Here is a 24,238-nt window from a genome sequence, read left to right as displayed (position 1 = left end):
TCTATCATGCCCATACTGCGTGTCGCGCTCAATGTTCCGCTCGACACGTTATTCGACTATATCGCTGAAGAAGCCGATGAAAACGATATCGGCTTATGCGCCTGTGTGCCATTCGGAACAAAAAAAGTGACCGGTGTCATTCTGGAAGTCTGCTCAAACTCCAATGTGCCACCCGAAAAACTGAAACCGGTTATTACTATTTTTCGCGAGATTCCGCCATTATCCAGCGAATTGCTGGCGCTATTTCGTTTTTGCAGTGATTATTATCATCATCCTTTGGGAATGGTCGTCATGAACGGGTTGCCGGGGAGACTGCGCAATAATAAACCGGTGAAGATGAAGGCGGGGATGAACAACTGTACACAGTTTATCCTGACTGAGGCCGGCAGACGCGTTGATGTATCGGCCATTCCTGCGCGAAATACGGTTATGCGCCGTCTGCTGACTGTTTTGCGAAATGAACAGTTATTAACAATTCGAAGTGCCAGGGAAATTTCGCCGCGCGCGGTCAGTATTCTGGAAGACTGGCGCCAAAAAGGCTGGCTGGAAGCTGCGACTGAAGTGCCTGAAGTTCGCAGCGAATCGATGGGAGATAATGTTCCTGAACTGACGTCAGAGCAGTCAACAGCCGTTGCGGCGATTACAAAGCAATTCAACCGTTTTGATACCTGGGTTCTGCATGGTGTTACTGGCAGCGGCAAAACCGAGGTGTATTTAAGACTGATAGCAAAGGTGCTGACTGAGGGTGCCCAGGCGTTGGTGTTGATTCCGGAAATCAGTTTGACACCGCAACTCGAAGCAATTTTCCGCAAACGTTTCACAGCCGTACGGATTGTCAGTTTGCACAGCGGCCTGAATGATACCGAGCGGCTGTCCGGCTGGCTGGAGGCCCAGCGGGGGGAGGCCGGCATTATTCTCGGAACACGGCTTGCGGTGTTTACGCCGCTGCCAAGACTGGGATTGATCATTGTAGACGAAGAACAGGATGGATCATTCAAGCAACAGGACGGATTGCGTTATTCGGCACGCGATCTGGCTGTATTTCGTGCCATGCAAATACGAATTCCTGTTGTACTAGGGTCGGCGACGCCTTCTCTGGAAACCTATTATAATGTGACAACTGGCCGGTACCGTGGTTTGCGTTTGCGTAATCGCGCCATACGGGACGCAGTTTTGCCCAAAGTTGAATGCATTGACATGCGTCCAGAGAAGCCCGTAAATGGGTTGTCAGCGCCGTTGATACATGCAATCAGAAAATGTCTCGAACAGCAACTGCAATGTCTGATTTTTATCAACCGGCGCGGTTACGCACCGGTTTTATTATGTCCGTCGTGCGGATGGGCGGCGGTCTGCAAGCGCTGTTCCAGCCGCCTGGTCGTGCATTTGCAGGATAAGCGTTTATCCTGCCATCATTGCGGTCATCTGGAATACTTTCCCTGCGCATGTCCGCAGTGTGGAAATCAGGATATGATTCCCTTTGGACGCGGCACTCAGCGTATCGAAGAAGCATTGACAACGCAGTTTCCATTGGCGCGTATTTTGCGTATTGACCGTGACAGCATCCGCCGTAAGAATACCTGGCAAACGATATTGCGTGCGATTCATCATCGAGAAGTCGATATTCTGGTTGGCACACAATTACTGGCCAAGGGGCATGATTTTCCGAATCTGGCGCTGGTAGGTATCCTTGGTCCGGATAGTTCTCTGTACAGTACTGACTTCAGGGCTGGAGAGCGCCTATTTACGCAACTCATGCAGGTGGCGGGCCGCGCCGGCCGCGCTGCTGTTGCCGGCCGGGTCCTGGTTCAGACGGAATTTCCGGACCATCCGTTATATCAGGCGCTGCGTCAGCATGATTATGATGTGTTGGCCGAAACTATTTTAAAAGAAAGAGAAATGGCAGGTTTCCCGCCGTTTGTGTATCAGGCATTATTGCGTGCCGAGGCGCATAGCTTATCAAAGGTAATGGATTTTTTAGGTACAGCAAAAAAGATAGCGAAATCACCCACCGGTATCGAGATCTTCGATCCTGTTCCTGCAAATATGATGCGATTGAAGGGTATGGAACGTGCGCACCTGCTGGTCCAGTCCCGTTCTCGTAAAAAATTACAGTCTTTTTTAACTTACTGGTGCGGGCAATTGAACGCGTCAACTAAATTAAAAGTGCGCTGGGTGCTGGACGTGGATCCTGTCGAGTTTTAACCTGTCGGTACGAATTGGCGTGCTAAGATTTACTGATTATCCGCGCCGTACGCTCAAAACCGGCAGTGTGCTATTTGATGACTAGTAGAGCTCATTAATCAGTTTCTGATAAATCAGATTCTGCAAAAGCAGCTTCTGATTGTGTTGCAAAGAAGTGAATTTGATACCGTAACATAATGGGTTCTGTGCGTTTTCATGGGATATGTTGAATGATTGGACATTTCCCTTTAATTGCAGTTTGGTACTGTATCCATGCAGACTGATTTCAAAAGCGAGGTCTACGGCCGCGTTAAAACTGCCTATTTCCTGGTTCGTTTCAATTTTTGCTCCTGTTGTGCTGATATCAGTGATAATCGCAGGAGAAGGGTTATTGTTAACTGTCACTTCAATATTTACGCCAATACGCTTGGATTTACGGATTTGCTTGCCAGAAATGTGTTTTGGAAAGGATAAATGCAGATACTTGAAAGGTAGCGTTATGATTTTTTCGACATAAGAAGCAAATTTGAAAAGTGTTTGCCCATTGAAATAGAAAATAAATAATTCGTCGCTCTCAAAAAGCGGATATTCATTAATTTTCGCCGAGCGAGGCTCTGACACCATTAATCCGTAATTTTGGTAGTATCCAATCAGTCTGGTTGAGTAATATGCAATCCCTGTAGGGTTATACGACTTTTTTGCCACCGAGGCGAGTTGAATCTGCAATTTGTCATTGACTTTCAACTGCAGGTCTTTAAAAGAAAAGATACTGTCATCAGTTGCAGTCAGTTCATTATGGGCTGGAGAATTGCTGTCTTTGCTGGTAATTGATGGTTTCTCTACATCATTGATGGTTTCGAATAAACGCATGCCGTTGCTGCTCCTGATAAAGCTAGTTTTCAATTAGGAACTGGAGAAGAAGATACTAGATATTCAGCCGTGCGCCGAGTAAATCCGAGTACATACAAATCTCCAAACGCATCTGCATTGTTGCCGTAATTAATGCGTTCCGTTTGCTTAACGGCAGTTTTAGCTAAAACAATAGATATGTTTTGTGCGTTGCGGCAGGGCCTGAGCAACTTTGTAATGAGGAATGCCTTGTTGGAAATATTTTATAAGGCTGACGATGAGTCGTTTCGTTTCGCCGGTCATACTGAAGTGTAGGCTAAGGAGCCGCGAATAAACAAGTGTGACAATTGGGCGCGTCTGGCGGGATGCAATGCAAGGCGAGAGGATGAGTCATGGCACAAGCTATGGCGACGACGAACAACGCCGCAATGTGCCCGCCAGATGCGATCCAGGTGCTACAGTCATTTATGAACGACTCCTGAGTCCGTCATAACCGCTGGATTAATGTCTTATCCCTTCCATTGGCGCACATGTCCAGTATCAATATGAATAAAATCGGATTTAGGGTAATAGCCGACACCGCCTGCCTGTAGTGACAATGCCGCGTTATGCAGATCGGAAAGCAAGCGTCCAGGCATGCGCAGATCGATAGCTTTGCCTTGCATATGGAGGCTGCGTTTCGCAACACCATTGCTGCGTGCACTTAATTGTGCATTGGTGGCGGGGGAACGGTAACCGGAAATCACATGGAATTCATTATTGGCGCTCATTCTGTAGCTTAGCAGTTGCAGCATATCGAGCAAGTTGCGGTCAATTTCGTACGTTTCGCCGCTGCGGTGGTCGCGCAAAACGTTGTCGATCGCCGTTAAGCCTTCTGAAATATACCGGCCTTGCGCCCAGTAGGTCGTATCAATACGTTCGCCTGTATGCAGGTTCAGAAAAGCCAGTTTTCGTTCACTTAATTCAACTGGGGCTGCGTGCACATGTGGTATGGTCAGTAGTGCGCATGCGCCGATTCCTGCTTTCAAAAAATGACGGCGATCAAAACCCGGTTTATTAGCTATCCTGGATGAAGCTGAGTGAATTTGAGAAAGTAGACGCGTTGACATTCAAGGTTCTCCTTTTTTAGAGTGCCAGCACCCTATCATGGTTTTCCATTATTAACAATGTGCATATGCATGCTATTACCAGCCTGTAAGCGCAAGTGCCCGCTTGTCTCTTTGATACGTATCCGGTGAATAATGTATTGAACGTTCGCTGTCTATCCAGGCGGTCAGATACACAATATAGACCGGCAGCGGCTTTGGCAGGTTGATCTGTTTGGTTTCACCGGTATCGATTTGTGCATTCAGCGCTTCCTGCGTCATCCGTTCTTGTAGCGCAAATTCAGCCAGTTGCAGTGGTTTTTCCAGTCGAATACAACCCGAGCTGAAGGTGCGTATATCCTTACTAAACAAAGTCCTGGATGGTGTGTCGTGCAGATAAATACTAAAAGGATTGGGCATCATGAATTTAATGGCGCCTAATGCATTGTGTATACCAGGCTCCTGGCGCAGAAAATAGGGAAAACCATTCCCAATCGTCTGCCAGTTGATACTATCCGGATGTATCAAATTTGCGTTGTATGCGTAACTTGAATAAATCTTGATGTTCTGCGCTGTGAAAAAATCCGGGTTTTTTTGCTGCTTGGGCAATAGGTCTTTGCGGGCAATGCTGGCAGGAATGTTCCAGTACGGATTGATAATCATATGTGTAATGCGGCTGTTAAAACTGGGTGTTGAGCGATAATGACGTCCGACGATAATGCGCATATCGAGTGTGTATTGCCCGTTTTCCACTGCGGCGAGCTGAAATCCGGCAATATTTACAAGCAGATAACGGCTGCCCATTGCGCGTGGAAGCCAGCGCAGGCGCTCCATATTGATGCGCAGTTGCTGTATCTTCTCGGCGGGTGTTTTGTTCAGTGCTTTTAATGTATGTTTACCGATAATACCGTCTGCATTCAGACCGTGCTGCAGCTGGAATGTTTTGATGGCATTGACCAGGTTGCGATCGTATAACGTGCTGTTTGCTTTCTTTCCGGAAGATGCAGGCAAATTGTATTCCGGTTTGGTGTGTATAACGTAAGCCTGATCAATACGTGCGCGGATAAGCGGTACGGCCGGATGAGACTCGCCGGGCCGCAGCAGTGGTATTTCCGGGATACGTTGCCAGGTCACATTATGTGCGGTCAGTTTGCGAAACTTGGCCAGTGCCTGTTTGAGCAAATGATAGCTTGGTATACCCGGCGCCAGACGCATGAGTGATTGTTTCAGGCTGTCAGTGTCGTCCACAGATAGTAAGAAGTCGGCAGCATCGAATGTCTGTTGTGGAATATGCCAGTCCGGATCCAGTTCGGAGGCGGTAAATCGCCCACGGTATAGATCATTCGCAAATTGCATGAGTGATAGTGTTGTCAGAAATTCGAGTTCGAAGCGGGTCGATGATGCATGTCCTTCCAACAGCTGCGTTAACCGGCCCAAATGATAGTATTGACTGTCCAGTCCTTCATTTTCAGCGGTTGCGATAAAAGACAGCGCGGTTTTCAACCGTATCAGCTGCTCACTCGAATCTGTCCATGCAGCGCGGTAATTTCTTTCCGCATAAAACGTCTGCAGGGCTGCCAGTTTGTCGTTCTTGTATACAGCGCCATCCAGCCTTTCAGACACAAATGTTTCCAGCGCATGGTGGAGGAGTTGCGGGTTTGGCGGCACTGCATAGCTGAAAGATACGCAGAGTAAGCCGATCAACCCACTGAAAATACTAAAATGTAATGGTATATGTTGCATATCCTGAAAGGATTAAAACGTGAGGAGTGCCCCGGTTAATACTCAGCTTATTCTACTGTACGTGAAAAATAGCTGCGTGCAACAGAAGAATAAGATTGGTTTCTGTTGCATATTTTCCTGTTACGATGTACTTAGATTGAAATTGTAATCAATATCTGTATCGCCATTTTTGTATAATCAGCATTTTTCTGCAAATCGGCAAAACTGAAGACGGTGCCAGAAGCGAAAAAAGTGGAATTATCAGGTTGTCAACAGGGTTTTGTTACACTGCCAAAATAGACAATACCACTTTATAAACAGGGGAATATTGCTATAAAAATCATGATTTTCCCTTGTTAGCGGCACTGCAGCATGCTAGAATTTCCGTTCAATTTAGAAACACTGATAAGTTATCTCTGACAGAGAAAATCTAAGTTGCGGATAACAATAAAATTCGGCCAAGAAATGTAGTTGTAGTCGATCATAGTATGGTTATTTTTTTACAGGATGAGATTGCGGCGCAACACTTACGCTTATTGGCTGAACCTGAAAGTTCGGGTTTGTGACGCAAAAAGTGATGCCTGGAATCAAAATTTAGTAATAATCATGTGGGGGAAAATATGAGAAATAAATTAGTAGCAACCCTGGCGGGGGTAGCCGCTCTAGCTTTGTACTCAAGCATGGCGGTGGGGTCAAAATATAACTTTCAAGAACCGCAAAGTGTGATTGCACAGGATATTTATGATCAGCATATCATGCTCTTGTGGATTTGTTTGGCTATATTTGTTGTTGTGTTTGGTGTCATGTTTTATTCGATCTTAAAACATCGCAAGTCACTGGGTTACAAGGCGGCAAACTTTCATCACAGTACTACAGCAGAGGTGATCTGGACAGTAATTCCTTGTTTCATTCTTATAGTAATGGCATGGCCGGCAACCAAGACTGTCATCGCTATGAAAGATACATCCAGCCCGGATATGACGATTAAGGCAACCGGTTATCAGTGGATGTGGGGCTATGATTACCTGCAGGGCGAGGGTGAGGGTATCAGCTTCTACAGTAAGCTCTCAACACCCAGAGCGCAACTGGAAAACAAAGAGGCGAAAGGAGAAAATTATCTGCTTGAAGTCGATAATCATGTCGTCGTCCCGGTGGGCAAAAAAGTGCGTGTGATTTTGACGGCTAATGATGTGATACATGCCTGGTGGGTACCTGCGTTGGGTGTCAAGCAGGATGCGATTCCGGGGTTTATTCGTGACGTATGGTTTGCGGCAGATGCGCCGGGTATTTACCGTGGGCAATGTGCCGAATTGTGCGGCAAGGATCACGGCTATATGCCGATTGTGGTAGAGGTTTTGGAAGAGGACGCCTATTCGGAATGGGCAGCTGAAAAACTGGCAAGTATGAAAAAAAATCCGGTCAATTTAGCATCGGCAGCGGACGATGTCGATGTGGCTGAGGCAGCAGAAAAAGATTCTGAAAATAATTAAGAGGAGATAACTTATGGCAGCAGTACATGGCGACGTGCATGGTCACGGGCATGATGACCATCATCCAACAGGCATTATGCGTTGGGTAACTACGACCAACCATAAGGACATTGGTACAATGTACCTGTGGTTCAGTCTGACAATGTTCTTTACGGGCGGCTTTCTGGCGATGGGTATTCGCGCCGAATTATTCCAGCCGGGTATTCAGATCCTTGAACCGGAATTATTTAATTCATTTACCACATTGCATGGCTTAATTATGGTATTTGGTGCCATCATGCCGGCGTTTGTGGGTTTTGCTAACTGGCAGGTACCGATGATGATTGGTGCACCCGATATGGCGTTTGCCCGTATGAATAACTGGAGCTTCTGGTTGTTGATTCCGGCGGCACTATTATTGATTTCATCATTCTTTGTGCCGGGCGGCGCAGCCGCGGGTGGCTGGACATTTTATCCGCCGCTGTCAACGCAAGGTGGTCTCGGTGTTGATATGATGTTGTTTGCGGTACATATTCTGGGCGCTTCTTCAATTATGGGTTCTATTAATATTATTACCACCATTCTGAATATGCGCGCGCCGGGTATGACGCTGATGAAAATGCCGTTATTTGTATGGACCTGGTTGATAACAGCGTATCTGCTGGTTTTGGCTATGCCGGTACTGGCGGGTGTAGTGACAATGCTGATTACAGACCGTCATTTTGACACAAGCTTTTTTAATGCTGCCGGGGGTGGTGATCCAGTTTTGTTCCAGCATATCTTCTGGTTTTTTGGTCATCCGGAAGTCTACATCATGATTCTGCCGGCATTTGGTATTGTTTCTGAGATCATTCCAACATTCTCACGCAAGCCGCTGTTTGGATACTCTTCAATGGTGTATGCAACAGCCTCCATTGCAATTCTGTCTTGTATTGTGTGGGCACATCATATGTTTACCGCTGGCATGCCGACCGTAGGGCAGCTGTTCTTCATGTATGCGACCATGCTGATTGCAGTGCCGACAGGAGTTAAGGTATTTAACTGGACGGCGACCATGTGGAGAGGGGCAATGAGCTTTGAAACGCCGATGCTGTTTGCGATAGGCTTCATTTTCCTGTTTGTGATCGGTGGTTTCAGTGGTGTTATCTGCGCGATTGTGCCAATTGATATTCAAGTACAGGATACCTATTATGTCATAGCGCATTTCCATTACGTATTGGTTTCTGGCGCATTGTTTGCGTTGTTTGGCGGTGCTTATTACTGGCTGCCAAAATGGACGGGGCACATGTATGATGAAACGCTGGGTAAATTGCATTTCTGGTTATCGATGATATTCTTTAACATGGCATTTTTTGTTCAGCATTTCCTGGGGCTTGCGGGCATGCCGCGCAGAATTCCAGACTACGCCCTGCAGTTCGCCGATTTTAATATGATTTCCAGTCTCGGCGCATTCGGATTTGGTCTGACACAATTGTTGTTTGTTTACATTGTCATCAAATGTATTCGCAGCAAAGAACCGGCACCGGAAAAACCATGGGAAGGCGCGACAACTCTAGAATGGACGCATTTGCCAACACCAGCGCCATATCATAGTTTTGAAACACCGCCAGTCGTTAAATAAAACCGAAGAGAATCGTATGTCAGAAGAAGCAGATTTGAAACGTAGAAAGATTAAAACGGCTGTTGTTTTGCTGGTTATAGTGATTGCATTATATCTGGGCGCTTTCTTTTATATGAAGCTGTAAGGGAAAACACTCTGTATTAATGGATCGCATTAAGGAAATAGCTGTTGTATAGAATGCGTTGAACTGATCTGTAAAGTTAGCGCTGTAGCAGATAAAGAAGTGAACAGGTGAAAAATAAGATGGCAACAGAAAATAAAGTTGAAAATAATCTGACAATGATGAAAAAGCTGTTAATTTTTACAGTTGTCATGTTTGTTTTTGGCTATGCAATGGTGCCGTTTTATGAAAAATTTTGCGAAGTAGCTGGGATTAATAATCTGTTGCAGCCTGACACACTGACTCAAGAACTGGAAACAGATACCGGACGCTGGGTTACGATAGAGCTTGATGCAAATATTCGGGGTTTACCCTGGGATTTCAAGCCACTTCAGCGCAGCGTTCGTATTCATCCTGGGGAGCCGGTGGAAGTGATGTACGAAATTGTTAATAATTCGGATCGAGAAATTACAGGACAGGCGATTCCGAGCTATAGTCCACGGTTTTTAGACAAGCATCTTCGAAAGTTCGAGTGTTTTTGTTTTTCCAGGCAGGTTTTGAAACCAAAAGAAGTCAAGCAGATGCCGGTTCAATTCGTAATTGAACCGACTTTGCCTAAGGAATTTCATACGATCACAATTTCATATACTTTTTTTGAGCTTCCCGTAGGCACGCCTGCGATCAATGAAAAATAAAATATGACTAAAGACGAAAGAACTACATCTACTGTATTCATACAGGTGGCAAAAGCTGTTATTGCGGCTTTTATGGGCATTCGAAAACAAAGTGATCTGGAAAATGATGCTGCAAACTTAAAACCTGCTCAGGTAATTATCGGTGGACTAATCGGAGCAATGCTTTTTGTGGTTAGTATTCTGATACTGGTCAAAATAATTGTAAACTTGAATTGAAAAATTTGGAACTAGGAGGGTAAGAATGAGTCAGCAAACGGGTCACTATTATGTACCAACCCCGTCAACGTATCCGATTATCGGGTCAACAGCGCTTTTATTCATGGGGTTTGGCGCAGCGTTAACGGTGAACAAAATGGAGCTTGGCTATGGTTTTTTGGCGATTGGCTTTGCGATTCTTATTTATATGTGCTTTCGGTGGTTTGGTACTGTCGCCGCTGAAAGTGAGAGTGGAAAATACGGCCTGGATGTAGACAAATCATTCCGCTGGGGGATGACATGGTTTATTTTCTCGGAAGTTATGTTCTTCGCTGCCTTTTTTGGCGCATTGTACTACATGCGTACTTTGTCGATTCCATGGCTGGCTGATGAAAGCCAGGTTTTAGGCCAATCTTTCTGGGGTGCGTATGAAGGCGGATGGCCAACCACTGGGCCTGGAGAGCATGAAGCATTTACGCCAATGGGTGCCTGGGGTTTGCCGGCAGTTAATACGCTGATTCTGTTAACTTCAGGTGTGACCGTTACTTATGCTCACTGGGCTTTAAAAGAAGGTCGGCGTGATGCGCTTAAGAAATGGATGTTGGCAACAGTTTTCCTTGGCGCGCTGTTTCTGGGATTGCAAGGGTATGAATATGTGCACGCCTATAATGATCTGAATCTGAAACTGGATACAGGTGCTTATGGTTCAACATTCTTTATGCTCACCGGATTTCATGGTTTCCATGTGACACTTGGAACGATCATGCTGCTTGTTATCTATTTCAGGTGTGCTGCAGGACATTTTACACCGGAAAGACACTTCGGCTTTGAAGGTGTAGCCTGGTACTGGCACTTTGTAGACGTGGTCTGGTTGGGTCTGTTTATATTTGTATATCTGTTATAAGTAGATATTTTTATTGTAAAATTCCAGTTTTTACATTGTCCGCATAGCTAATACCGGTTTTGTAGTGTTGATGTAAAAATCTGGAATCTACTTGATATATAAACCTTTAAAACAAGGCCGATCATAAAATATTCCCGCTGCAACATGAATTATGACTTTTAAGGGTTATCAATTTAAGCCTAAGCTCTGGGCTTGGATTGTTACAGCGGGTTTAGTCGTTGTTTTTCTGGAATTAGGAAAGTGGCAACTATCACGGGCTGCTGAAAGAAATGAGCGGCTTGCACAACTGGAGCAACTGTCAAAAGAGCCTGTAGTTAATATTCCGGATAGTCGTATTAAACTGGAAGATTTTTTATATCGTCAGGTAGAAGTAAGAGGAAGGTACCGTTCCGAATTTACAATTTATTTGGATAACAAGACGTATAAAGGGCGGGCAGGATATCATGTGCTGACACCTTTACAAATTTCTAATAGTAAGTGGCATGTGATGATTAACAGGGGGTGGGTGCCAACAGAATATGATAGGTCTGAACTGCCCAGGGTGCCTGTGATCACTGGAGAAGTAATAATAACAGGTACTGTCGTGTCGCCGGAATTGAAAATACTTGAACTTGGTGAACCTGATAATTCAGGAATCGTTTGGGCCAATTTCAATTTAGAACACTTTCAGCAACAAACCAATCTGGCAATGCAGCCGATCATGATTCAACAAGATGATGAAGTTAGCAATGGTTTGGTTCGAGATTGGTATAAACCCGAATCAGGCGCTTCCAGGAATATCGGCTATGCAATCCAGTGGTTTGCTTTTGCTATAACAACAATCATTATTTTTCTGGTGTTAAATGTTAGACGAGGCAACAAAAAGATCCAATAGGATTAAATTTGTAATGATTGGAGTGTTGCTGCTTGCACCAGTCATTATTTCATACGCGCTTTTTTTTGCGGGTTATCGGCCCGGTAGCACCATGAATTACGGTGAACTCATGGGCCTACAGAAACTGACAGGCAGCGGCGTAACACAAAATGATAATATTATACTTAGAATCAAGGATCTGCATGGGAAATGGGTGATGCTGACTGTTGATTCAGGCAATTGCGATCAGGAATGTCAGCAAAAACTGTATTTCATGCGACAGATCAGAACAATGCAAAACAAGGATATGCATCGAATAGAACGGTTGTGGCTGGTCGATGATAATGTCGCAGTCGAAGATAGATTATGGGAAGAATATGGTGGTACTTTGATTGTCAATGCACGGGATAGCGAACTGCTTGATCAAATACCCACCAGGGAAGCGCAGCGTAATCATATCTATCTAATAGATCCGTATGGGAATTTAATGATGCGTTTCCCTGAAGCGCTTGATCCGAGAAAAATGAGCGATGATATCAAGCGGTTATTACAGGTGTCTCACGATGAACACATGTAATTTTATTGAAAACTGAAATTAACAACCACCAAATTAAGCGTTTGAATTGATAGTACAATTCGTCGAGAATTTAGGAGATGAATAAAATGGCAACGAGTCTAGTATGGCATGAAACTGCATCACGTATACAACAGTTTTATCGGTTAACAAAACCGAGAGTGGTTTCTTTAATTGTATTTACTGCCGTGATTGGAATGTTTTTATCCGTTCCAGGCGCTGTACCAATTGATGCATTATTTTTCGGAACCGTTGGTATTGCTTTGGTCGCTGGCGCGGCTGCAGCTTTGAATTGTCTGGTTGAGCATAAAATGGACGCAATCATGGCCAGAACGAAAGGCCGTCCATTGCCACAAGGAGGAGTCAGTGTTCCAGAAACGCTCTTTTTTCTGACAATTGTGGGCGGTATAGGCCTGTTTGTATTGTATGAATGGGTGAATCCACTGACGATGTGGCTGACGCTGGGAACCTTTGTCGGTTATGCAATTATATATACGATTATTTTAAAACCGCTAACACCGCAAAATATTGTTATTGGTGGTGCCTCCGGTGCAATGCCGCCGGTTTTAGGTTGGACTGCTGTGACAGGTGAAATTACAGCGGATGCATTGCTGTTGTTTTTAATTATTTTCGCGTGGACACCACCGCATTTCTGGGCCCTGGCGCTTTACAGAAAGAATGAGTACGCATCAATTGGTATGCCAATGTTGCCTGTGACGCACGGCGATCAGTTTACCAAATTGCATGTGCTGTTATATACAATCATTCTTTGCATCATTACCGTGTTTCCTTATATCACTCAAATGAGCGGGTTGATTTACATAATCAGTGCCATTGCATTAAATGTGGTATTTATGTACTACGCTATTGAAATTTACCGTAATTACAGCGATCAATTGGCACGAAAAGCATTTCGTTATTCAATCTTGTACCTTGCATTGCTGTTTGTAGCGCTGCTGGTAGACCATTATTTTTATTTCTAAATGGTGAAATCATCGGAGGCCATGGTTGTAAAGGCTGTGGTCTCTGTCTTTATGTCTACTATTGTACTGGCTATTAGGTAACATGGGCAGAATGCGCTGTCTCTCGGCTGTATGTACCTAAGCAGTACTCCTGACAAAGTATCGCGTATTATGACAAAGCAGGGATCTGGTGGAAACGTGCTCGCAGCAATATGCAGTTTTCTGATTCCAGGCTTGGGTCAACTCGTACAAGGGCGTGCACTGGCTGCGTTTTTGTTTTTTGTTATTGTCAGTATTAATTATTTCTTTGCAGCATTGATCATTCCTGCGGTTGTTGGTGGGGTTATCCACCTATGGTCGATACTTGACGCGGCAAAATTCAGTATAGAAATAAGGGATTAACCAGTATTCATATGGATAGAGTCTAGTTTTGTGCATTTTTAATCGCCGTTTGCAATGCGTGAAATAAAAGGCGGTAACTCTTCGGCGGTTTGTCGCTGTTTTTTTCCTTGTGTGCTTTTCGCACCAGTAATCGAATTTGCTGAATTTCGGTTGCTGGAAACTGTTTTACAAATTCTGTTAATGCATTAGCATCGGATAGAATTCGTTCACGCCAGTGTTCGGTCAGGTGTACTAAAGCAGTTTGGTGTAAGGATTTTTGCTGCCATGCATTCAATTTGTCCTGAATTGGGAAAATATCGATTTGCCGTATTAATTTTCCAATATACTGTAATTGCCGTTGTCGAGCGCCGAATTTGCCGATTTGCCTGATGTGGTAGATGGCTTCAAGTAAGTTGTCCGGTAAATTCAAATCATCAAGTTGTTTATCACTCAATGTAGTCAGCTGCTCCCCGATTTTTTGCAGCGCGTGCATGGTTTGCTTGCGTTGCGTCTTGCTCGGTTTCTCCACGCCATTGCCGGTTTTATCAAAAGTGTCTTGCACGCCGGTTATTCTCTAATACAGAAAAAATTTACTGATTGTCCACACACTTATCATATCGCTTCGATAAAGGTTTAACCAGCTATATTCGACAACTCAAACCTTGATACGGTCTGATTCAACAATATTGCGTATAATCCTTCATTCAATTGAATATAAAAATAAGTCCCGCATGCTGCGTTAGCAAAAAATGAATATGATTTTTGGGCGATTTCCTATCCATGCCATAGCTTGTGCTCAGGGCTTCAATGAATGGCAGTAATTTAATAACAATTTTAAATGCTTTAATCGGCAGCTAAGTGAATTTTTATGAATACGTTATCTGCAAAGAACACACAAACCCGTTTTTCTAATACTTTTTCCAGACTTGAACAAATAGCCCAGGATATCCTGGATCATGCCAAGCGTGGCGGTGCCAGCGCTAGTGAAGCGCATGTGTCCGATGGTTTCGGGCAAACGGTAACAATCCGTAAAAATGAAGTTGAAACCATTGAGTATAACCGTGACAAAGGGCTTACGGTAACGGTATATATTGGACAAAAGCGTGGAAATGCCAGCACATCCGATTTTTCACCGCAAGCGATTAGCGATACGGTTAATGCCGCCTTGTCGATAGCACGGCATACAGCAGAGGATGATTGTGCGGGTCTGGCAGATGCAGCGCTGTTGGCTGAAACTTTTCCTGATCTGGATTTGTATCATCCCTGGGATCTGTCTGTAGAAAAAGCCATTGTATTGGCGAAAAGTTGTGAACAGGCTGCTTTCACCGTGGATAAACGGATTACCAACTCTGAGGGCGCGAGTATATCAACAGATGAATCACAATTTGTATATGCCAACAGCCTGGGGTTTGTTGGTGGATATCCTTATTCGCGGCATAGTGTGAGTTGCGTGGCGATTGCGGAGCAAAGCGATGCAAAACAACGGGATTACTGGTACAGCGTAGCGCGTGCTGTTCATGATCTGGAAGCTATCGAGCAAATTGGAAAAAAGGCCGGAGAACGCACCGTTGCACGTCTGGGTGCGCGTCAGATTGCCACGTGTGAAGTTCCTGTTTTGTTTGAAGCGCCGGTTGCCGCAAGTTTGCTCGGGCATTTTGCATCAGCGGTCAGCGGCGGTAATCTTTACCGTAAATCATCTTTTTTACTTAACAGTAAGGGACAGCGGGTATTTGCTTCCGATATCAATATTCGTGAATTACCGCATTTGCCCAAGGGACTGGCCAGTAGCGTTTTCGATGATGAGGGTGTTGCGACAACGGAGCGGAATGTGGTCGAGAATGGTGTTGTACAAGGCTATTTTTTGAGCAGTTACTCGGCACGAAAACTGGATATGCAGACCACCGGAAATGCCGGAGGCGTACATAATCTGATCATTGATAATGGTGACTCCTTAAGTTTTGACGCTATGCTAGAACAAATGAACACAGGGTTGCTGGTTACCGAGTTAATGGGACATGGCATTAATACCGTGACTGGTGATTATTCGCGCGGTGCCTCGGGCTATTGGGTGGAAAATGGAGAAGTCTGTTATCCCGTCGAGGAAATTACAATTGCCGGTAATCTGAAAGATATGTTCCAGGGTATAGCAGCGGTCGGCAACGATATTATCGTACGCGGTTCCAAACAATGCGGCTCTATTTTGATTAATCGCATGACTGTAGCGGGTGGTTAAACGATACCGGATATGCGGTCATTGCGTAAATTCGAGCAATTTATAGATCGAATATCGGGGGCATTTGGCTGGCTTGCCGGTTGGTTGTGCATACTCATGCTCGCCGTCGTGTTCGTCGATGTGATAGCACGCTATTTATTCGAGTCCGGTTCCATTGCGATGCAGGAACTGGAGTGGCATTTGTTTGCGGCTGTATTTTTGCTGGGTGCAGCGTATACCATGCGTGAAAATGCGAATGTGCGGGTTGACGTACTGTACGAAAAAATGTCCAAACGCAAGCAAGCTGCGGTCGATATCTTCGGGACGGTATTTTTTGTCATTCCGATGTGTACATTGATTCTGTACAGCGCATTTGATTTTGTCGCCTATTCGTATGCAGTACGGGAGGTGTCCAACGATCCGGGCGGGCTGCCATACCGGTTTGCATTCAAAGCATTACTTCCATTTGGTTATTTTCTTGTTCTAATTCAGTCGTTCGCGGTCATTTCACGAAATATCCGCTTGCTTGCGGGCGATCCGGTGGAATCAAACAATAGTAAGCCAGTGTACACGGAAAAACTATGATCGCTTTGGTCATGTTTGTTGTCTGCTTGTTGATGCTGACACTGGGCTATCCTGTGGCTTTTACATTTGGCGGCGTGGCTGTTTTTTTCGGGTTATACGCTGAAGGGCTTGATCTGTTTATGCTGGTTGCATACCGCTTGCATGCGATCATGACCAATATTACGCTGATGGCGGTGCCGCTTTTTATTTTCATGGGGCTTGTCCTGGAGAAATCCGGCATCGCAGAGAGGATGCTTGAATCAATGGGATTGCTGTTTGGACATGTCCGCGGGGGGCTGGCGGTTTCCACGGTTGTTGTCGGTATGTTACTGGCTGCGTCGACCGGTGTTGTAGGGGCTTCAGTTGTAACCATGGGTTTGATTGCGTTACCAGTCATGCTGAAGTACAGCTATGATCAGCAACTGGCCAGTGGTGTGATTTGCGCCTCAGGTACGTTGGGGCAGATTATTCCGCCTTCAATTGTGCTGATTATTCTGGGTGATGTTTTGCATCAGCCTGTGGGTGATTTTTACCGCGCTGCATTGCTGCCCGGCCTGTTGCTGGTTCTGCTCTATATTATTTACTGCCTTGCGGCAGCCTACTTTAAGGGGGAAGCCGCACCGGCCATACCGCGGACTTCCAAGGTCGGTATAAAGCAGTACTGGCAGGCATTCATGGCAATTGTGCCCGCGTTGACGCTGGTGACGGCGGTACTTGGTACTGTAATAGCAGGTGTTGCCACGCCGACTGAGTCAGCGGCAATGGGCGCTGCCGGTGCAATTATTCTTGCGGTGCTTGGCGGCAGTTTGCGCGTCTCTGCGTTGCATCAGGTTGCGATGGAGACTACAAAAATCAGCGCCATGGTGTTTACCATCCTCGCAGGCGCGACATTCTTTTCCATGGTTTTTACCTATACCGGCGGAGATGAAGCGGTTGAGAAAATTCTGGATTATCTGCCGGGCGGTCAGTGGGGCTTTGTTGTTTTGATGATGATTGCCATTTTTCTACTGGGATTTTTTATTGATTTTGTAGAGATCGCTTATATTTTCGTTCCCATGATTGCACCTGTTCTGCTGAAACTGGATATTGATCCACTCTGGTTCGGTATTCTTATCGCGCTGAATCTGCAGGCTTCTTTTCTAACCCCGCCGTTTGGATTCTCACTGTTTTATCTGCGTGGTGTTGCTCCGCTATCAATCCGCACACCGCATATCTACCGCGGCGTAATACCGTTTATTCTTTTGCAGTTGATTGCATTGGGGCTGGTCATGCTGTTTCCGGGAATTGTGCGGGTGTTTTTATAAAACGCAACCGTTAACACGCTGCGTCGAAACAGCTAAATAAAGGTGTAAACATTCCCTAAACTGGAAATCGCTTTTGTTGGTTATCGGTTAGACTTTCGCTCGATATCAATGAATCGCTTGTTCTGTGTCAAATAGTACAGCTTCAACAGATAGACAGGGTCGAAACGCTAAAACGCAACGATGCAGAACAGATTGCGCGTATACAGGATAAACAATGAATGAGGTATTTCTAGGCAGGCTACCGATACTGGACAATAAACAGAATATCGTGGCATTCGAGCTCTTGTTTCGTTCCAATCAACTGAATAAAGTGCATGTGACCGATAATCGTGCTGCGTCGGCCAATGTGATTATCGATACTTACGGGCAACTGGGTATTGAAAATGTCATGGGTAAACGGCGCGGATTCATCAAAGTGGACGCTAAATTTATAATGAGCGACGCCGTGTTTTTGCTGCCTAAAAAGCATATCGTGTTCGAAATCCTAAGAAATGTAGAAATTGACGATGTCATCATTGCACGGTGCAAGGAAATAAAGCGTAAAGGCTATCAAATCGCTCTGTCCGGTGTGGTTCGTTTCGATGAGCGCCTGGATCGCCTGATGCCAGTGGTTAGTGTCGTAAAAGTCAACGTAAGCGGGCTGGAGAATAAGGAATTAACCGGACTGATCAGAAAACTGAAACGGTGGCCAGTCCTGTTGCTGGCGGAGAAAGTTGAAAACCGGGAAACAGCGAAGAGATGTGTCGGTCTGGGTTTTAATATGCTGCAGGGCTTTTATTTTGCAAGGCCCGAAATTATTGCCGGAAAACGTATCGACCCGTCAAAATTAGCGTTGTTAAAATTGCTGCTGCTCGTTGTTAAAGACAGTGAAGTTGCTGAAATTGAGAACGAACTCAAGTATCAGCCGGGGTTAAGTTACAATCTGTTGCGCATGGTGAATTCTGCCGCATCGGGTTCGACCAGAACGGTTAATTCAATTAAAAGAGCCATCATGATTCTGGGCAGAACACAGCTTCAGAGATGGGTGCAGATCCTGCTCTATACCGCGAAGCAAAAAGATGGCAGCGCCTCCGATGCGCTCATTCAAACAGCATCCGTACGCGGCAAATTACTCGAACTCATTGCCATTGCCGACCGTCCGCATGATAAAAATCATCAGGACCGCGCCTTCATGGTCGGCGTGTTATCGTTACTTGATACACTGTTGGGTATGAAAATGTCCGAACTCGTTAAGACGCTGAGTATTCAGAAAGATATGAGCGATGCCCTGTTGTCGAGGCGAGGCTATTTGGGCCGCCAACTGGCATTGATAGAAGCGCATGAAATCGGTGAATTCGAGACGGTTTCATCGATACTGTCCGAACTGGGATTTCTTAATTTGACCGATTTCACCCAACTGGAACTGGAAGCGCTGGTCTGGGCAAATCGTATTAACGATATGGTCAACTCAACGGACTGAAAACCGGTAAGCGATAATGTCTATCCCATTGGGCTAGGTTTTTCGGTTTTCCATGCATTCAAGCGTCCTCAACTCTGCGTCAGTAAAACCTGCCCGTTGTCTTGCTTCATAATGAAAAGGACCCGATAACTGACCCGAGTAATATTGATCAAGTAAGTCGCGGAATGTGCGGTCCGCATTCAATGCGCGCTGATTGCAAAAATACCGATACCAGTGCGAACCGATTTTTACATGCCCGATTTCATCGCGCAGGATGATCTCCAGTATTGCAACGGTTCTTTCCTCTCCAGCGGCACGCAGGCGATTGATAATGCCTGGTGTTACATCCAGTCCCCTGGCTTCCAGCACGCGCGGCACCAGCGCCATACGCACCATCGGATCAAAAGCGGTTTTTCTGGCCATTTCCCACAAACCGTTATGGGCCGGAAAATCCCCATAATCGTGCTCCAGTTCATTCAGCCGTTTTCGCAATAACTGGAAGTGATAAGCTTCCTCGCAGGCAACGCGTATCCAGTCGTTGTAATACTGCGCGGGAAGCTGCCGGAAGCGATACACCGCATCCCAGGCAAGATTGATGGCGTTGAACTCAATATGTGCGACAGCATGAACCAGTGCAATCAGCCCGGCCTTTGTGCCAAGGCGGCGTTTGGGTACATTGCCGGGCCGTACCAGATCGGGTCTGGCCGGACGTCCGGGTTCGCCTATGGGGTCTGGTTCGCGCCTGGAGTTGATCGATAATAAGCCCTGATGCCACATACGGGCGGTTTGTCCGGTCAAATGCAGTTTTTGGTCGATCTCGCTGGCATTCAAACAGCATCCTGCTGCATCAAAAAGCGACTTCATGGCGATTGTCGGAGATGGAAAAGTTGCATTTTTTCGCGTGTTATTAAAAAAGTTTTTAATCATGCGAGTATATCAGCCCGAACTGCCGCCGGGAAAAAGGGCGTTTACAATGTTTTTCAGAGCGTGCTCAGTCAACAACGTGGTTAACGGATAGCCGATAAGCGGTGACGGTATTTGAAGTGAGGCTTTTCGTAGCCAAATACTGGAAACTTGAATTGCGAATTGATTTCATTGTGGATGAACCGTTTGCAGGAACATCAATGAAGCGCCGCGCTCGATGCCAGGCCAAAATAAAGGTTGACAGAAGTTCTTTCACTTGACTTGCCGATGTAGCTGAGAATCATTTTTACTTGCGGCATTCATGCCGCTGTGCTTAGTACTCTATCAATATGATATTGCCGGGTTCAATGCGCTTGTCAGTGTACATGGCAAGGCACAACGCAATCCATGGGCGCTGAAAAACTCACCCACAGGGCGTTACCACGTTGTTCTGCAACTGTGTTACAGTACTTGAAAAGGGAACAACCCTTACCTGCGTACTGATGCAATATTGGGTTAAATACGGTTATGAATGCTGCATCCACAAAAAACCTTTTCTTGATGCAGAGCTTGACGCGTATGAAGCGGATAAACAGCATTTACTCCAAAAACTGGGATCGTTGCATTAAACACAATCTGGTTTGACGAAGCTCCCTTTGTCAGCCATTGAGATATTTGCCTGACCGGGGATTTTCCATTAAATTGCTTCAGATTTTTCAAACAAAAGAGACATACACAATGAGCAGTCTGCCCCAGCGCACCCGGGTTTATCAAAACCACCATATGGACAGTACCCGATGGGATTATTTCGAGCCGCGGCACGATGATATCGTGATTGCAACTTCGTACAAAGCAGGGACGACATGGACGCAGGCTATAATCGCGCATCTGCTTTTTCCTGATGGCCGTTTTCCTGCGGCGCCATTTGACATGTCGCCGTGGCTGGATATGCGGATCATTCCGCTCGAAGTGGTTTTGAACAAGCTGAAAGCACAGCAGCACCGCCGTTTCATCAAAACGCATCTGCCGCTCGATGGACTGCCGTATCGTGAAAATACCAAATATCTTTATATCGCCCGCGATGCCCGTGATGTATTCATGTCATTATGGAATCATTATTCAACGATGAAAGACGAGACATTAATGCTGATGAACCACCTGCCTGGCCGGCAGGGCGACGCGCTTTTGCCGCCTCCGGATGATATACATGTATTCTGGAAAAACTGGATAACGCGCGGTTCCTTTGCATGGGAAAACGATGGCTGGCCGTACTGGTCGCATTTGTCCAACGTGCAGTCCTGGTGGCCTTACCGGCATTTAACGAATATCGCGCTGTTTCATTACGGCGATATGCTGGTTGACCCGGAACGTGAAATTCGGCGCATGGCGGCATTTCTTGAAATTGACGTGCCGGATCATGCCTGGGATGCTATCGTCAAAGCCGTGTCATTTGCCGAAATGAAACAACAGGGTGATTTGTATGCGCCGGCTGGCGGCCAGCTCTGGAAGGGCGGCGCAGCGGCTTTCCTGCATAAAGGCACAAACGGGCGCTGGCGCGATGTGCTGTCAGAGAATGAGCTGGCGTTTTATGAAGCCGCATGTAAACGTGTTCTGACCGACGAAAGCAAAACATGGCTGGAAAAAGGCGGATCGTTTTGACAAACATACGCAGCCGTCAGTTCAACAACATTCCAATAATCAACATAATGGCAGAAAATCGTTATGGATGATAAAACCAGAGGTCCCGTACTTCATGTTTCCCTGCCGGAAGGTCAGCCGGTGCTGCGTATGGTGCCCAAATCGTCTGACACCAATCACGCGGGCGATATTTTCGGCGGCTGGATCATGTCGCAGGTCGATATTGCAGGTACGATACCGGCCATTCGGCGCGCACATGGACGGGTCGCCACGGTGGCCGTCAATTCGTTTGTCTTCAAGCAGCCGGTTCTGGTTGGCGATCTTGTCAGTTTTTACGCCGACATTATCCGGATAGGCCGCACATCGATCACCGTGGCTGTGGCGGTATATGCGCAGCGTGGCGTGCGTGAAGGCCGCGAGGAAATCTGTATTAAAGTCACCGAAGCCGAACTCACCTATGTGGCCATCGACGACAACCGGTGTCCCAGGGTGGTGCCGCAACCGTAAATGCGTGCGCACCGGCGTGAGTCTTGCCTGCTTTTTATACGATTATCCATTCTTCGGCAGAGAAATTTCCAATACAATACTTTAAAGCAGAGAAAACACCATGAAACTTGAAACCCTGGCCTTGCATCATGCGTATGTGTCTGAGCCGACAACCCGTGCCGCTGCAGTGCCGATTTATCAGACCACTTCCTTCACATTCAAAGACACGCAGCATGGCGCGGATCTTTTTGACCTGAAAGTGGAAGGGAATATTTACACGCGCATCATGAATCCAACCACCGCCGTGCTGGAACAGCGTCTGGCGGCGATGGAAGGCGGTGTCGGCGCGCTGGCAGTGGCTTCCGGCATGGCGGCGATCACTGATGCGATTCATTGTATTTGTGACGCGGGTACGAATATTGTCAGTATCAGCCAGTTGTATGGCGGCACGTATAATCTTTTTGCACATTCCCTGCCCAGGCAGGGAATTGATGTCCGCATGGTGTCGCATGAAGATTTTGATGCGATCGAGAAAGCGATTGATGCGAATACCCGCGCCGTTTTTTGTGAATCAATCGGCAACCCTGCAGGAAATGTGGTTGACATTGAACGTCTGGCAACCATTGCGCACGAGTATGGCGTTCCGCTGATTGTCGATAATACCGTTGCGACACCGTATTTATGCCGCCCGTTTGAACTGGGGGCAGACATCATTGTGCACTCGCTGACCAAATATATCGGCGGGCATGGTACCTGTATTGGCGGCGCCATCATCGATTCCGGCCGGTTTGACTGGGTTGCCAATAAAGACAAATTCAAAATGCTAAACGAGCCGGATCCGTCATACCATGGCGTGATTTATACCGAAGCATTGGGTGCGGCGGCGTATATTGGGCGCTGTCGTGTCGTGCCGCTGAGAAATATGGGCGCTGCTTTATCGCCTTTTAATGCGTTCCTGATTTTGCAAGGTCTCGAAACATTGGGACTGCGCATGGACCGGCATTGTGAAAACACAGAAAAAGTGGCGGCGTATCTGCAAAATCACAACAAGATCGAATGGGTAAATTATGCGGCACTGCCGGATAGTCCATATTATCAGATCTGTCAGAAAATCACCGGTGGAAAAGCATCAGGCATTTTGAGTTTTGGTATTAAAGGCGGATTCGATGCCGGTGTGCAGTTTATTGACGCACTGAACATGATTCTGCGTCTGGTGAATATCGGGGATGCCAAGTCTCTGGCCTGCCATCCCGCTTCAACCACGCACCGGCAGTTAAATGAGGCTGAGCTGGCGGCCGCCGGGGTGCGTCAGGATCTGGTGCGCTTGTCAATCGGTATTGAGCATATTGACGATATTATCGGCGATATCGAGCAGGCATTAGCCGCGACATCCGGTTAATAGCTCGCCGCTGTGACGGCTTGCAGAAGGGGATTCTTTGCTCGTTGACATTAACGGCCATGGATTTAATCGAAAAAGCCACCATCATGCACTATCATCGCCACAGGGTGGAGCAATACCGGCATGGTACCGCCGAGTCGCTCGGTTGGCGCAGTGCAGACAACCAGAAAAAGCGCTTTGAAGCGCTCGCCGATGTGGGCGATCTAGGCGGTGCGAGCGTACTGGATGTCGGTTGCGGCTACGGCGATTTGAAAGCCTGTCTTGATCTGCGTTACACCGATGTTGACTATATCGGTATCGATCAGCAGCCGGAATTCGTGCGTGAAGCCCGTGCGCGTTATGCCGGTTATCCCCGCACGCAGTTTTTTCAAACCGATTTCACTACTGCCGAATTGCCGCAGATGGATTACGTGCTTGCCAGTGGCGCGCTCGGGTACCGAAGCAACACCAGCAATTATTATGCTGACATGATTCACAAGTTGTATTGCATTGCGAAAATTGCTGTTGCGTTTAACATGCTGGACAAGGCGCGTTTCCCGCGCCATGATTTGCTTATCGGCCATGATCGTGACAAAATACTTGCGTATTGCCGTACGTTGTCGTCACACGTGGTTATGCGTAACGACTATCTGGCTGACGATTTTACCGTGTTTATGTACCGGTAACGCTAATCGCTTTATAGTCAGTTAGTGCCAAACAAACG

At 46.5% G+C, this 24,238-nt stretch carries 23 protein-coding genes; 18 read left to right on the top strand and 5 right to left on the bottom strand.

The window, feature by feature from the left end; all coding sequences use genetic code 11:
* The first annotated feature begins 6 nt into the window (after positions 1-6).
* A complete protein-coding gene (locus tag BMY60_RS03495; RefSeq protein WP_090331249.1) occupies positions 7-2,202 on the top strand; it encodes a primosomal protein N' in 2,196 nt (731 codons plus the stop codon).
* Between the two features lie 81 nt (positions 2,203-2,283).
* On the opposite strand, the gene BMY60_RS03490 is transcribed toward BMY60_RS03495, so the two are convergent.
* The 3 genes from BMY60_RS03490 to BMY60_RS03480 form a co-directional block, all read right to left on the bottom strand.
* Complete coding sequence (locus BMY60_RS03490) at positions 2,284-3,051, bottom strand: flagellar brake protein (protein ID WP_090331247.1); 768 nt, start codon at positions 3,049-3,051, stop codon at positions 2,284-2,286.
* Between the two features lie 488 nt (positions 3,052-3,539).
* On the bottom strand, positions 3,540-4,139 hold the full coding sequence (locus tag BMY60_RS03485) for a peptidoglycan L,D-endopeptidase MepK (protein ID WP_090331246.1): 600 nt from the start codon (positions 4,137-4,139) through the stop codon (positions 3,540-3,542).
* Positions 4,140-4,214: 75 nt separating this feature from the next.
* Positions 4,215-5,858, bottom strand: a complete 1,644-nt coding sequence (locus tag BMY60_RS03480; protein WP_090331244.1) for a L,D-transpeptidase family protein — start codon at positions 5,856-5,858, stop codon at positions 4,215-4,217.
* A 599-nt stretch (positions 5,859-6,457) separates the two neighbouring features.
* Here BMY60_RS03480 and coxB point away from each other — a divergent pair.
* From coxB to BMY60_RS03435, 9 genes are all read left to right on the top strand, one after another.
* The gene (gene coxB / locus BMY60_RS03475; protein WP_090331242.1) at positions 6,458-7,327 is read left to right on the top strand and encodes a cytochrome c oxidase subunit II; all 870 of its coding nucleotides are present in this window, start codon (positions 6,458-6,460) and stop codon (positions 7,325-7,327) included.
* A 13-nt stretch (positions 7,328-7,340) separates the two neighbouring features.
* Positions 7,341-8,927, top strand: coding sequence for a cytochrome c oxidase subunit I (ctaD, locus tag BMY60_RS03470; protein ID WP_090331241.1), 1,587 nt, complete (start codon positions 7,341-7,343; stop codon positions 8,925-8,927).
* A 243-nt stretch (positions 8,928-9,170) separates the two neighbouring features.
* Complete coding sequence (locus BMY60_RS03465) at positions 9,171-9,722, top strand: cytochrome c oxidase assembly protein (RefSeq protein ID WP_090331239.1); 552 nt, start codon at positions 9,171-9,173, stop codon at positions 9,720-9,722.
* A 3-nt stretch (positions 9,723-9,725) separates the two neighbouring features.
* A complete protein-coding gene (locus tag BMY60_RS03460) occupies positions 9,726-9,938 on the top strand; it encodes a DUF2970 domain-containing protein (protein WP_090331238.1) in 213 nt (70 codons plus the stop codon).
* Positions 9,939-9,963: 25 nt separating this feature from the next.
* The gene (locus tag BMY60_RS03455; RefSeq protein ID WP_090331236.1) at positions 9,964-10,821 is read left to right on the top strand and encodes a cytochrome c oxidase subunit 3; all 858 of its coding nucleotides are present in this window, start codon (positions 9,964-9,966) and stop codon (positions 10,819-10,821) included.
* 151 nt (positions 10,822-10,972) lie between these two features.
* Positions 10,973-11,695: an SURF1 family protein gene (locus BMY60_RS03450; RefSeq protein WP_090331235.1), complete on the top strand. Its 723-nt coding sequence runs from the start codon at positions 10,973-10,975 to the stop codon at positions 11,693-11,695.
* 13 nt (positions 11,696-11,708) lie between these two features.
* Entirely contained in the window at positions 11,709-12,251 is a 543-nt protein-coding gene (locus BMY60_RS03445) for a hypothetical protein (protein WP_256250657.1), read from the top strand.
* Between the two features lie 86 nt (positions 12,252-12,337).
* Entirely contained in the window at positions 12,338-13,231 is an 894-nt protein-coding gene (cyoE, locus tag BMY60_RS03440) for a heme o synthase (protein ID WP_177166565.1), read from the top strand.
* Between the two features lie 150 nt (positions 13,232-13,381).
* Complete coding sequence (locus BMY60_RS03435) at positions 13,382-13,612, top strand: hypothetical protein (RefSeq protein ID WP_090331230.1); 231 nt, start codon at positions 13,382-13,384, stop codon at positions 13,610-13,612.
* Positions 13,613-13,634: 22 nt separating this feature from the next.
* Here BMY60_RS03435 and yjgA read toward each other — a convergent pair whose 3' ends face one another.
* Positions 13,635-14,153 carry a ribosome biogenesis factor YjgA gene (gene yjgA, locus BMY60_RS03430; protein WP_256250656.1) on the bottom strand — a complete coding sequence of 173 codons (519 nt, stop codon included), beginning with the start codon at positions 14,151-14,153 and terminating at the stop codon, positions 13,635-13,637.
* Between the two features lie 306 nt (positions 14,154-14,459).
* On the opposite strand from yjgA, the gene pmbA reads away from it, so the two are divergent.
* The 4 genes from pmbA (at position 14,460) to BMY60_RS03410 (ending at position 19,130) form a co-directional block, all read left to right on the top strand.
* Complete coding sequence (gene pmbA, locus BMY60_RS03425) at positions 14,460-15,824, top strand: metalloprotease PmbA (protein WP_090331228.1); 1,365 nt, start codon at positions 14,460-14,462, stop codon at positions 15,822-15,824.
* Between the two features lie 12 nt (positions 15,825-15,836).
* On the top strand, positions 15,837-16,388 hold the full coding sequence (locus tag BMY60_RS03420; RefSeq protein ID WP_090331226.1) for a TRAP transporter small permease subunit: 552 nt from the start codon (positions 15,837-15,839) through the stop codon (positions 16,386-16,388).
* The gene (locus tag BMY60_RS03415) at positions 16,385-17,671 is read left to right on the top strand and encodes a TRAP transporter large permease (RefSeq protein WP_090331224.1); all 1,287 of its coding nucleotides are present in this window, start codon (positions 16,385-16,387) and stop codon (positions 17,669-17,671) included. The genes BMY60_RS03420 and BMY60_RS03415 overlap by 4 nt, the downstream gene beginning before the upstream one ends.
* A 214-nt stretch (positions 17,672-17,885) precedes the next feature.
* On the top strand, positions 17,886-19,130 hold the full coding sequence (locus tag BMY60_RS03410; RefSeq protein WP_090331223.1) for an EAL and HDOD domain-containing protein: 1,245 nt from the start codon (positions 17,886-17,888) through the stop codon (positions 19,128-19,130).
* A 33-nt stretch (positions 19,131-19,163) separates the two neighbouring features.
* Here BMY60_RS03410 and BMY60_RS03405 read toward each other — a convergent pair whose 3' ends face one another.
* A complete protein-coding gene (locus BMY60_RS03405; RefSeq protein WP_090331222.1) occupies positions 19,164-19,973 on the bottom strand; it encodes a ferritin-like domain-containing protein in 810 nt (269 codons plus the stop codon).
* 777 nt (positions 19,974-20,750) lie between these two features.
* Between BMY60_RS03405 and BMY60_RS03400 the strand changes: the two genes are divergently transcribed.
* The 4 genes from BMY60_RS03400 to BMY60_RS03385 all read left to right on the top strand — a co-directional run bounded on the left by BMY60_RS03400 (position 20,751) and on the right by BMY60_RS03385 (position 24,200).
* Entirely contained in the window at positions 20,751-21,671 is a 921-nt protein-coding gene (locus BMY60_RS03400; protein ID WP_090331319.1) for a sulfotransferase domain-containing protein, read from the top strand.
* A gap of 63 nt (positions 21,672-21,734) precedes the next feature.
* Entirely contained in the window at positions 21,735-22,157 is a 423-nt protein-coding gene (locus tag BMY60_RS03395; protein ID WP_090331220.1) for an acyl-CoA thioesterase, read from the top strand.
* Positions 22,158-22,257: 100 nt separating this feature from the next.
* Positions 22,258-23,535: an O-acetylhomoserine aminocarboxypropyltransferase/cysteine synthase family protein gene (locus BMY60_RS03390; protein ID WP_090331219.1), complete on the top strand. Its 1,278-nt coding sequence runs from the start codon at positions 22,258-22,260 to the stop codon at positions 23,533-23,535.
* 59 nt (positions 23,536-23,594) lie between these two features.
* Positions 23,595-24,200, top strand: a complete 606-nt coding sequence (locus tag BMY60_RS03385; protein ID WP_090331217.1) for a class I SAM-dependent methyltransferase — start codon at positions 23,595-23,597, stop codon at positions 24,198-24,200.
* The last annotated feature ends 38 nt before the right edge of the window (positions 24,201-24,238 follow it).

The sequence above is a fragment of the Nitrosomonas sp. Nm51 genome (assembly GCF_900111165.1).
GTDB lineage: Bacteria > Pseudomonadota > Gammaproteobacteria > Burkholderiales > Nitrosomonadaceae > Nitrosomonas.
This window is presented reverse-complemented; position numbering and strand designations above follow the sequence as displayed.

Coding starts and splice junctions, on each gene's coding strand:
- BMY60_RS03455 (WP_090331236.1), top strand. CDS start 9,964: ATGAGTCAGCAAACGGGTCACTATTATGTACCAACCCCGTCAACGTAT.
- BMY60_RS03460 (WP_090331238.1), top strand. CDS start 9,726: ATGACTAAAGACGAAAGAACTACATCTACTGTATTCATACAGGTGGCA.
- BMY60_RS03390 (WP_090331219.1), top strand. CDS start 22,258: ATGAAACTTGAAACCCTGGCCTTGCATCATGCGTATGTGTCTGAGCCG.
- BMY60_RS03495 (WP_090331249.1), top strand. CDS start 7: ATGCCCATACTGCGTGTCGCGCTCAATGTTCCGCTCGACACGTTATTC.
- BMY60_RS03415 (WP_090331224.1), top strand. CDS start 16,385: ATGATCGCTTTGGTCATGTTTGTTGTCTGCTTGTTGATGCTGACACTG.
- BMY60_RS03395 (WP_090331220.1), top strand. CDS start 21,735: ATGGATGATAAAACCAGAGGTCCCGTACTTCATGTTTCCCTGCCGGAA.
- BMY60_RS03450 (WP_090331235.1), top strand. CDS start 10,973: ATGACTTTTAAGGGTTATCAATTTAAGCCTAAGCTCTGGGCTTGGATT.
- BMY60_RS03445 (WP_256250657.1), top strand. CDS start 11,709: ATGATTGGAGTGTTGCTGCTTGCACCAGTCATTATTTCATACGCGCTT.
- BMY60_RS03465 (WP_090331239.1), top strand. CDS start 9,171: ATGGCAACAGAAAATAAAGTTGAAAATAATCTGACAATGATGAAAAAG.
- BMY60_RS03485 (WP_090331246.1), bottom strand. CDS start 4,139: ATGTCAACGCGTCTACTTTCTCAAATTCACTCAGCTTCATCCAGGATA.
- BMY60_RS03400 (WP_090331319.1), top strand. CDS start 20,751: ATGAGCAGTCTGCCCCAGCGCACCCGGGTTTATCAAAACCACCATATG.
- ctaD (WP_090331241.1), top strand. CDS start 7,341: ATGGCAGCAGTACATGGCGACGTGCATGGTCACGGGCATGATGACCAT.
- coxB (WP_090331242.1), top strand. CDS start 6,458: ATGAGAAATAAATTAGTAGCAACCCTGGCGGGGGTAGCCGCTCTAGCT.
- BMY60_RS03490 (WP_090331247.1), bottom strand. CDS start 3,051: ATGCGTTTATTCGAAACCATCAATGATGTAGAGAAACCATCAATTACC.
- BMY60_RS03435 (WP_090331230.1), top strand. CDS start 13,382: ATGACAAAGCAGGGATCTGGTGGAAACGTGCTCGCAGCAATATGCAGT.
- BMY60_RS03405 (WP_090331222.1), bottom strand. CDS start 19,973: ATGAAGTCGCTTTTTGATGCAGCAGGATGCTGTTTGAATGCCAGCGAG.
- BMY60_RS03410 (WP_090331223.1), top strand. CDS start 17,886: ATGAATGAGGTATTTCTAGGCAGGCTACCGATACTGGACAATAAACAG.
- BMY60_RS03480 (WP_090331244.1), bottom strand. CDS start 5,858: ATGCAACATATACCATTACATTTTAGTATTTTCAGTGGGTTGATCGGC.
- BMY60_RS03385 (WP_090331217.1), top strand. CDS start 23,595: ATGGATTTAATCGAAAAAGCCACCATCATGCACTATCATCGCCACAGG.
- pmbA (WP_090331228.1), top strand. CDS start 14,460: ATGAATACGTTATCTGCAAAGAACACACAAACCCGTTTTTCTAATACT.
- cyoE (WP_177166565.1), top strand. CDS start 12,338: ATGGCAACGAGTCTAGTATGGCATGAAACTGCATCACGTATACAACAG.
- BMY60_RS03420 (WP_090331226.1), top strand. CDS start 15,837: ATGCGGTCATTGCGTAAATTCGAGCAATTTATAGATCGAATATCGGGG.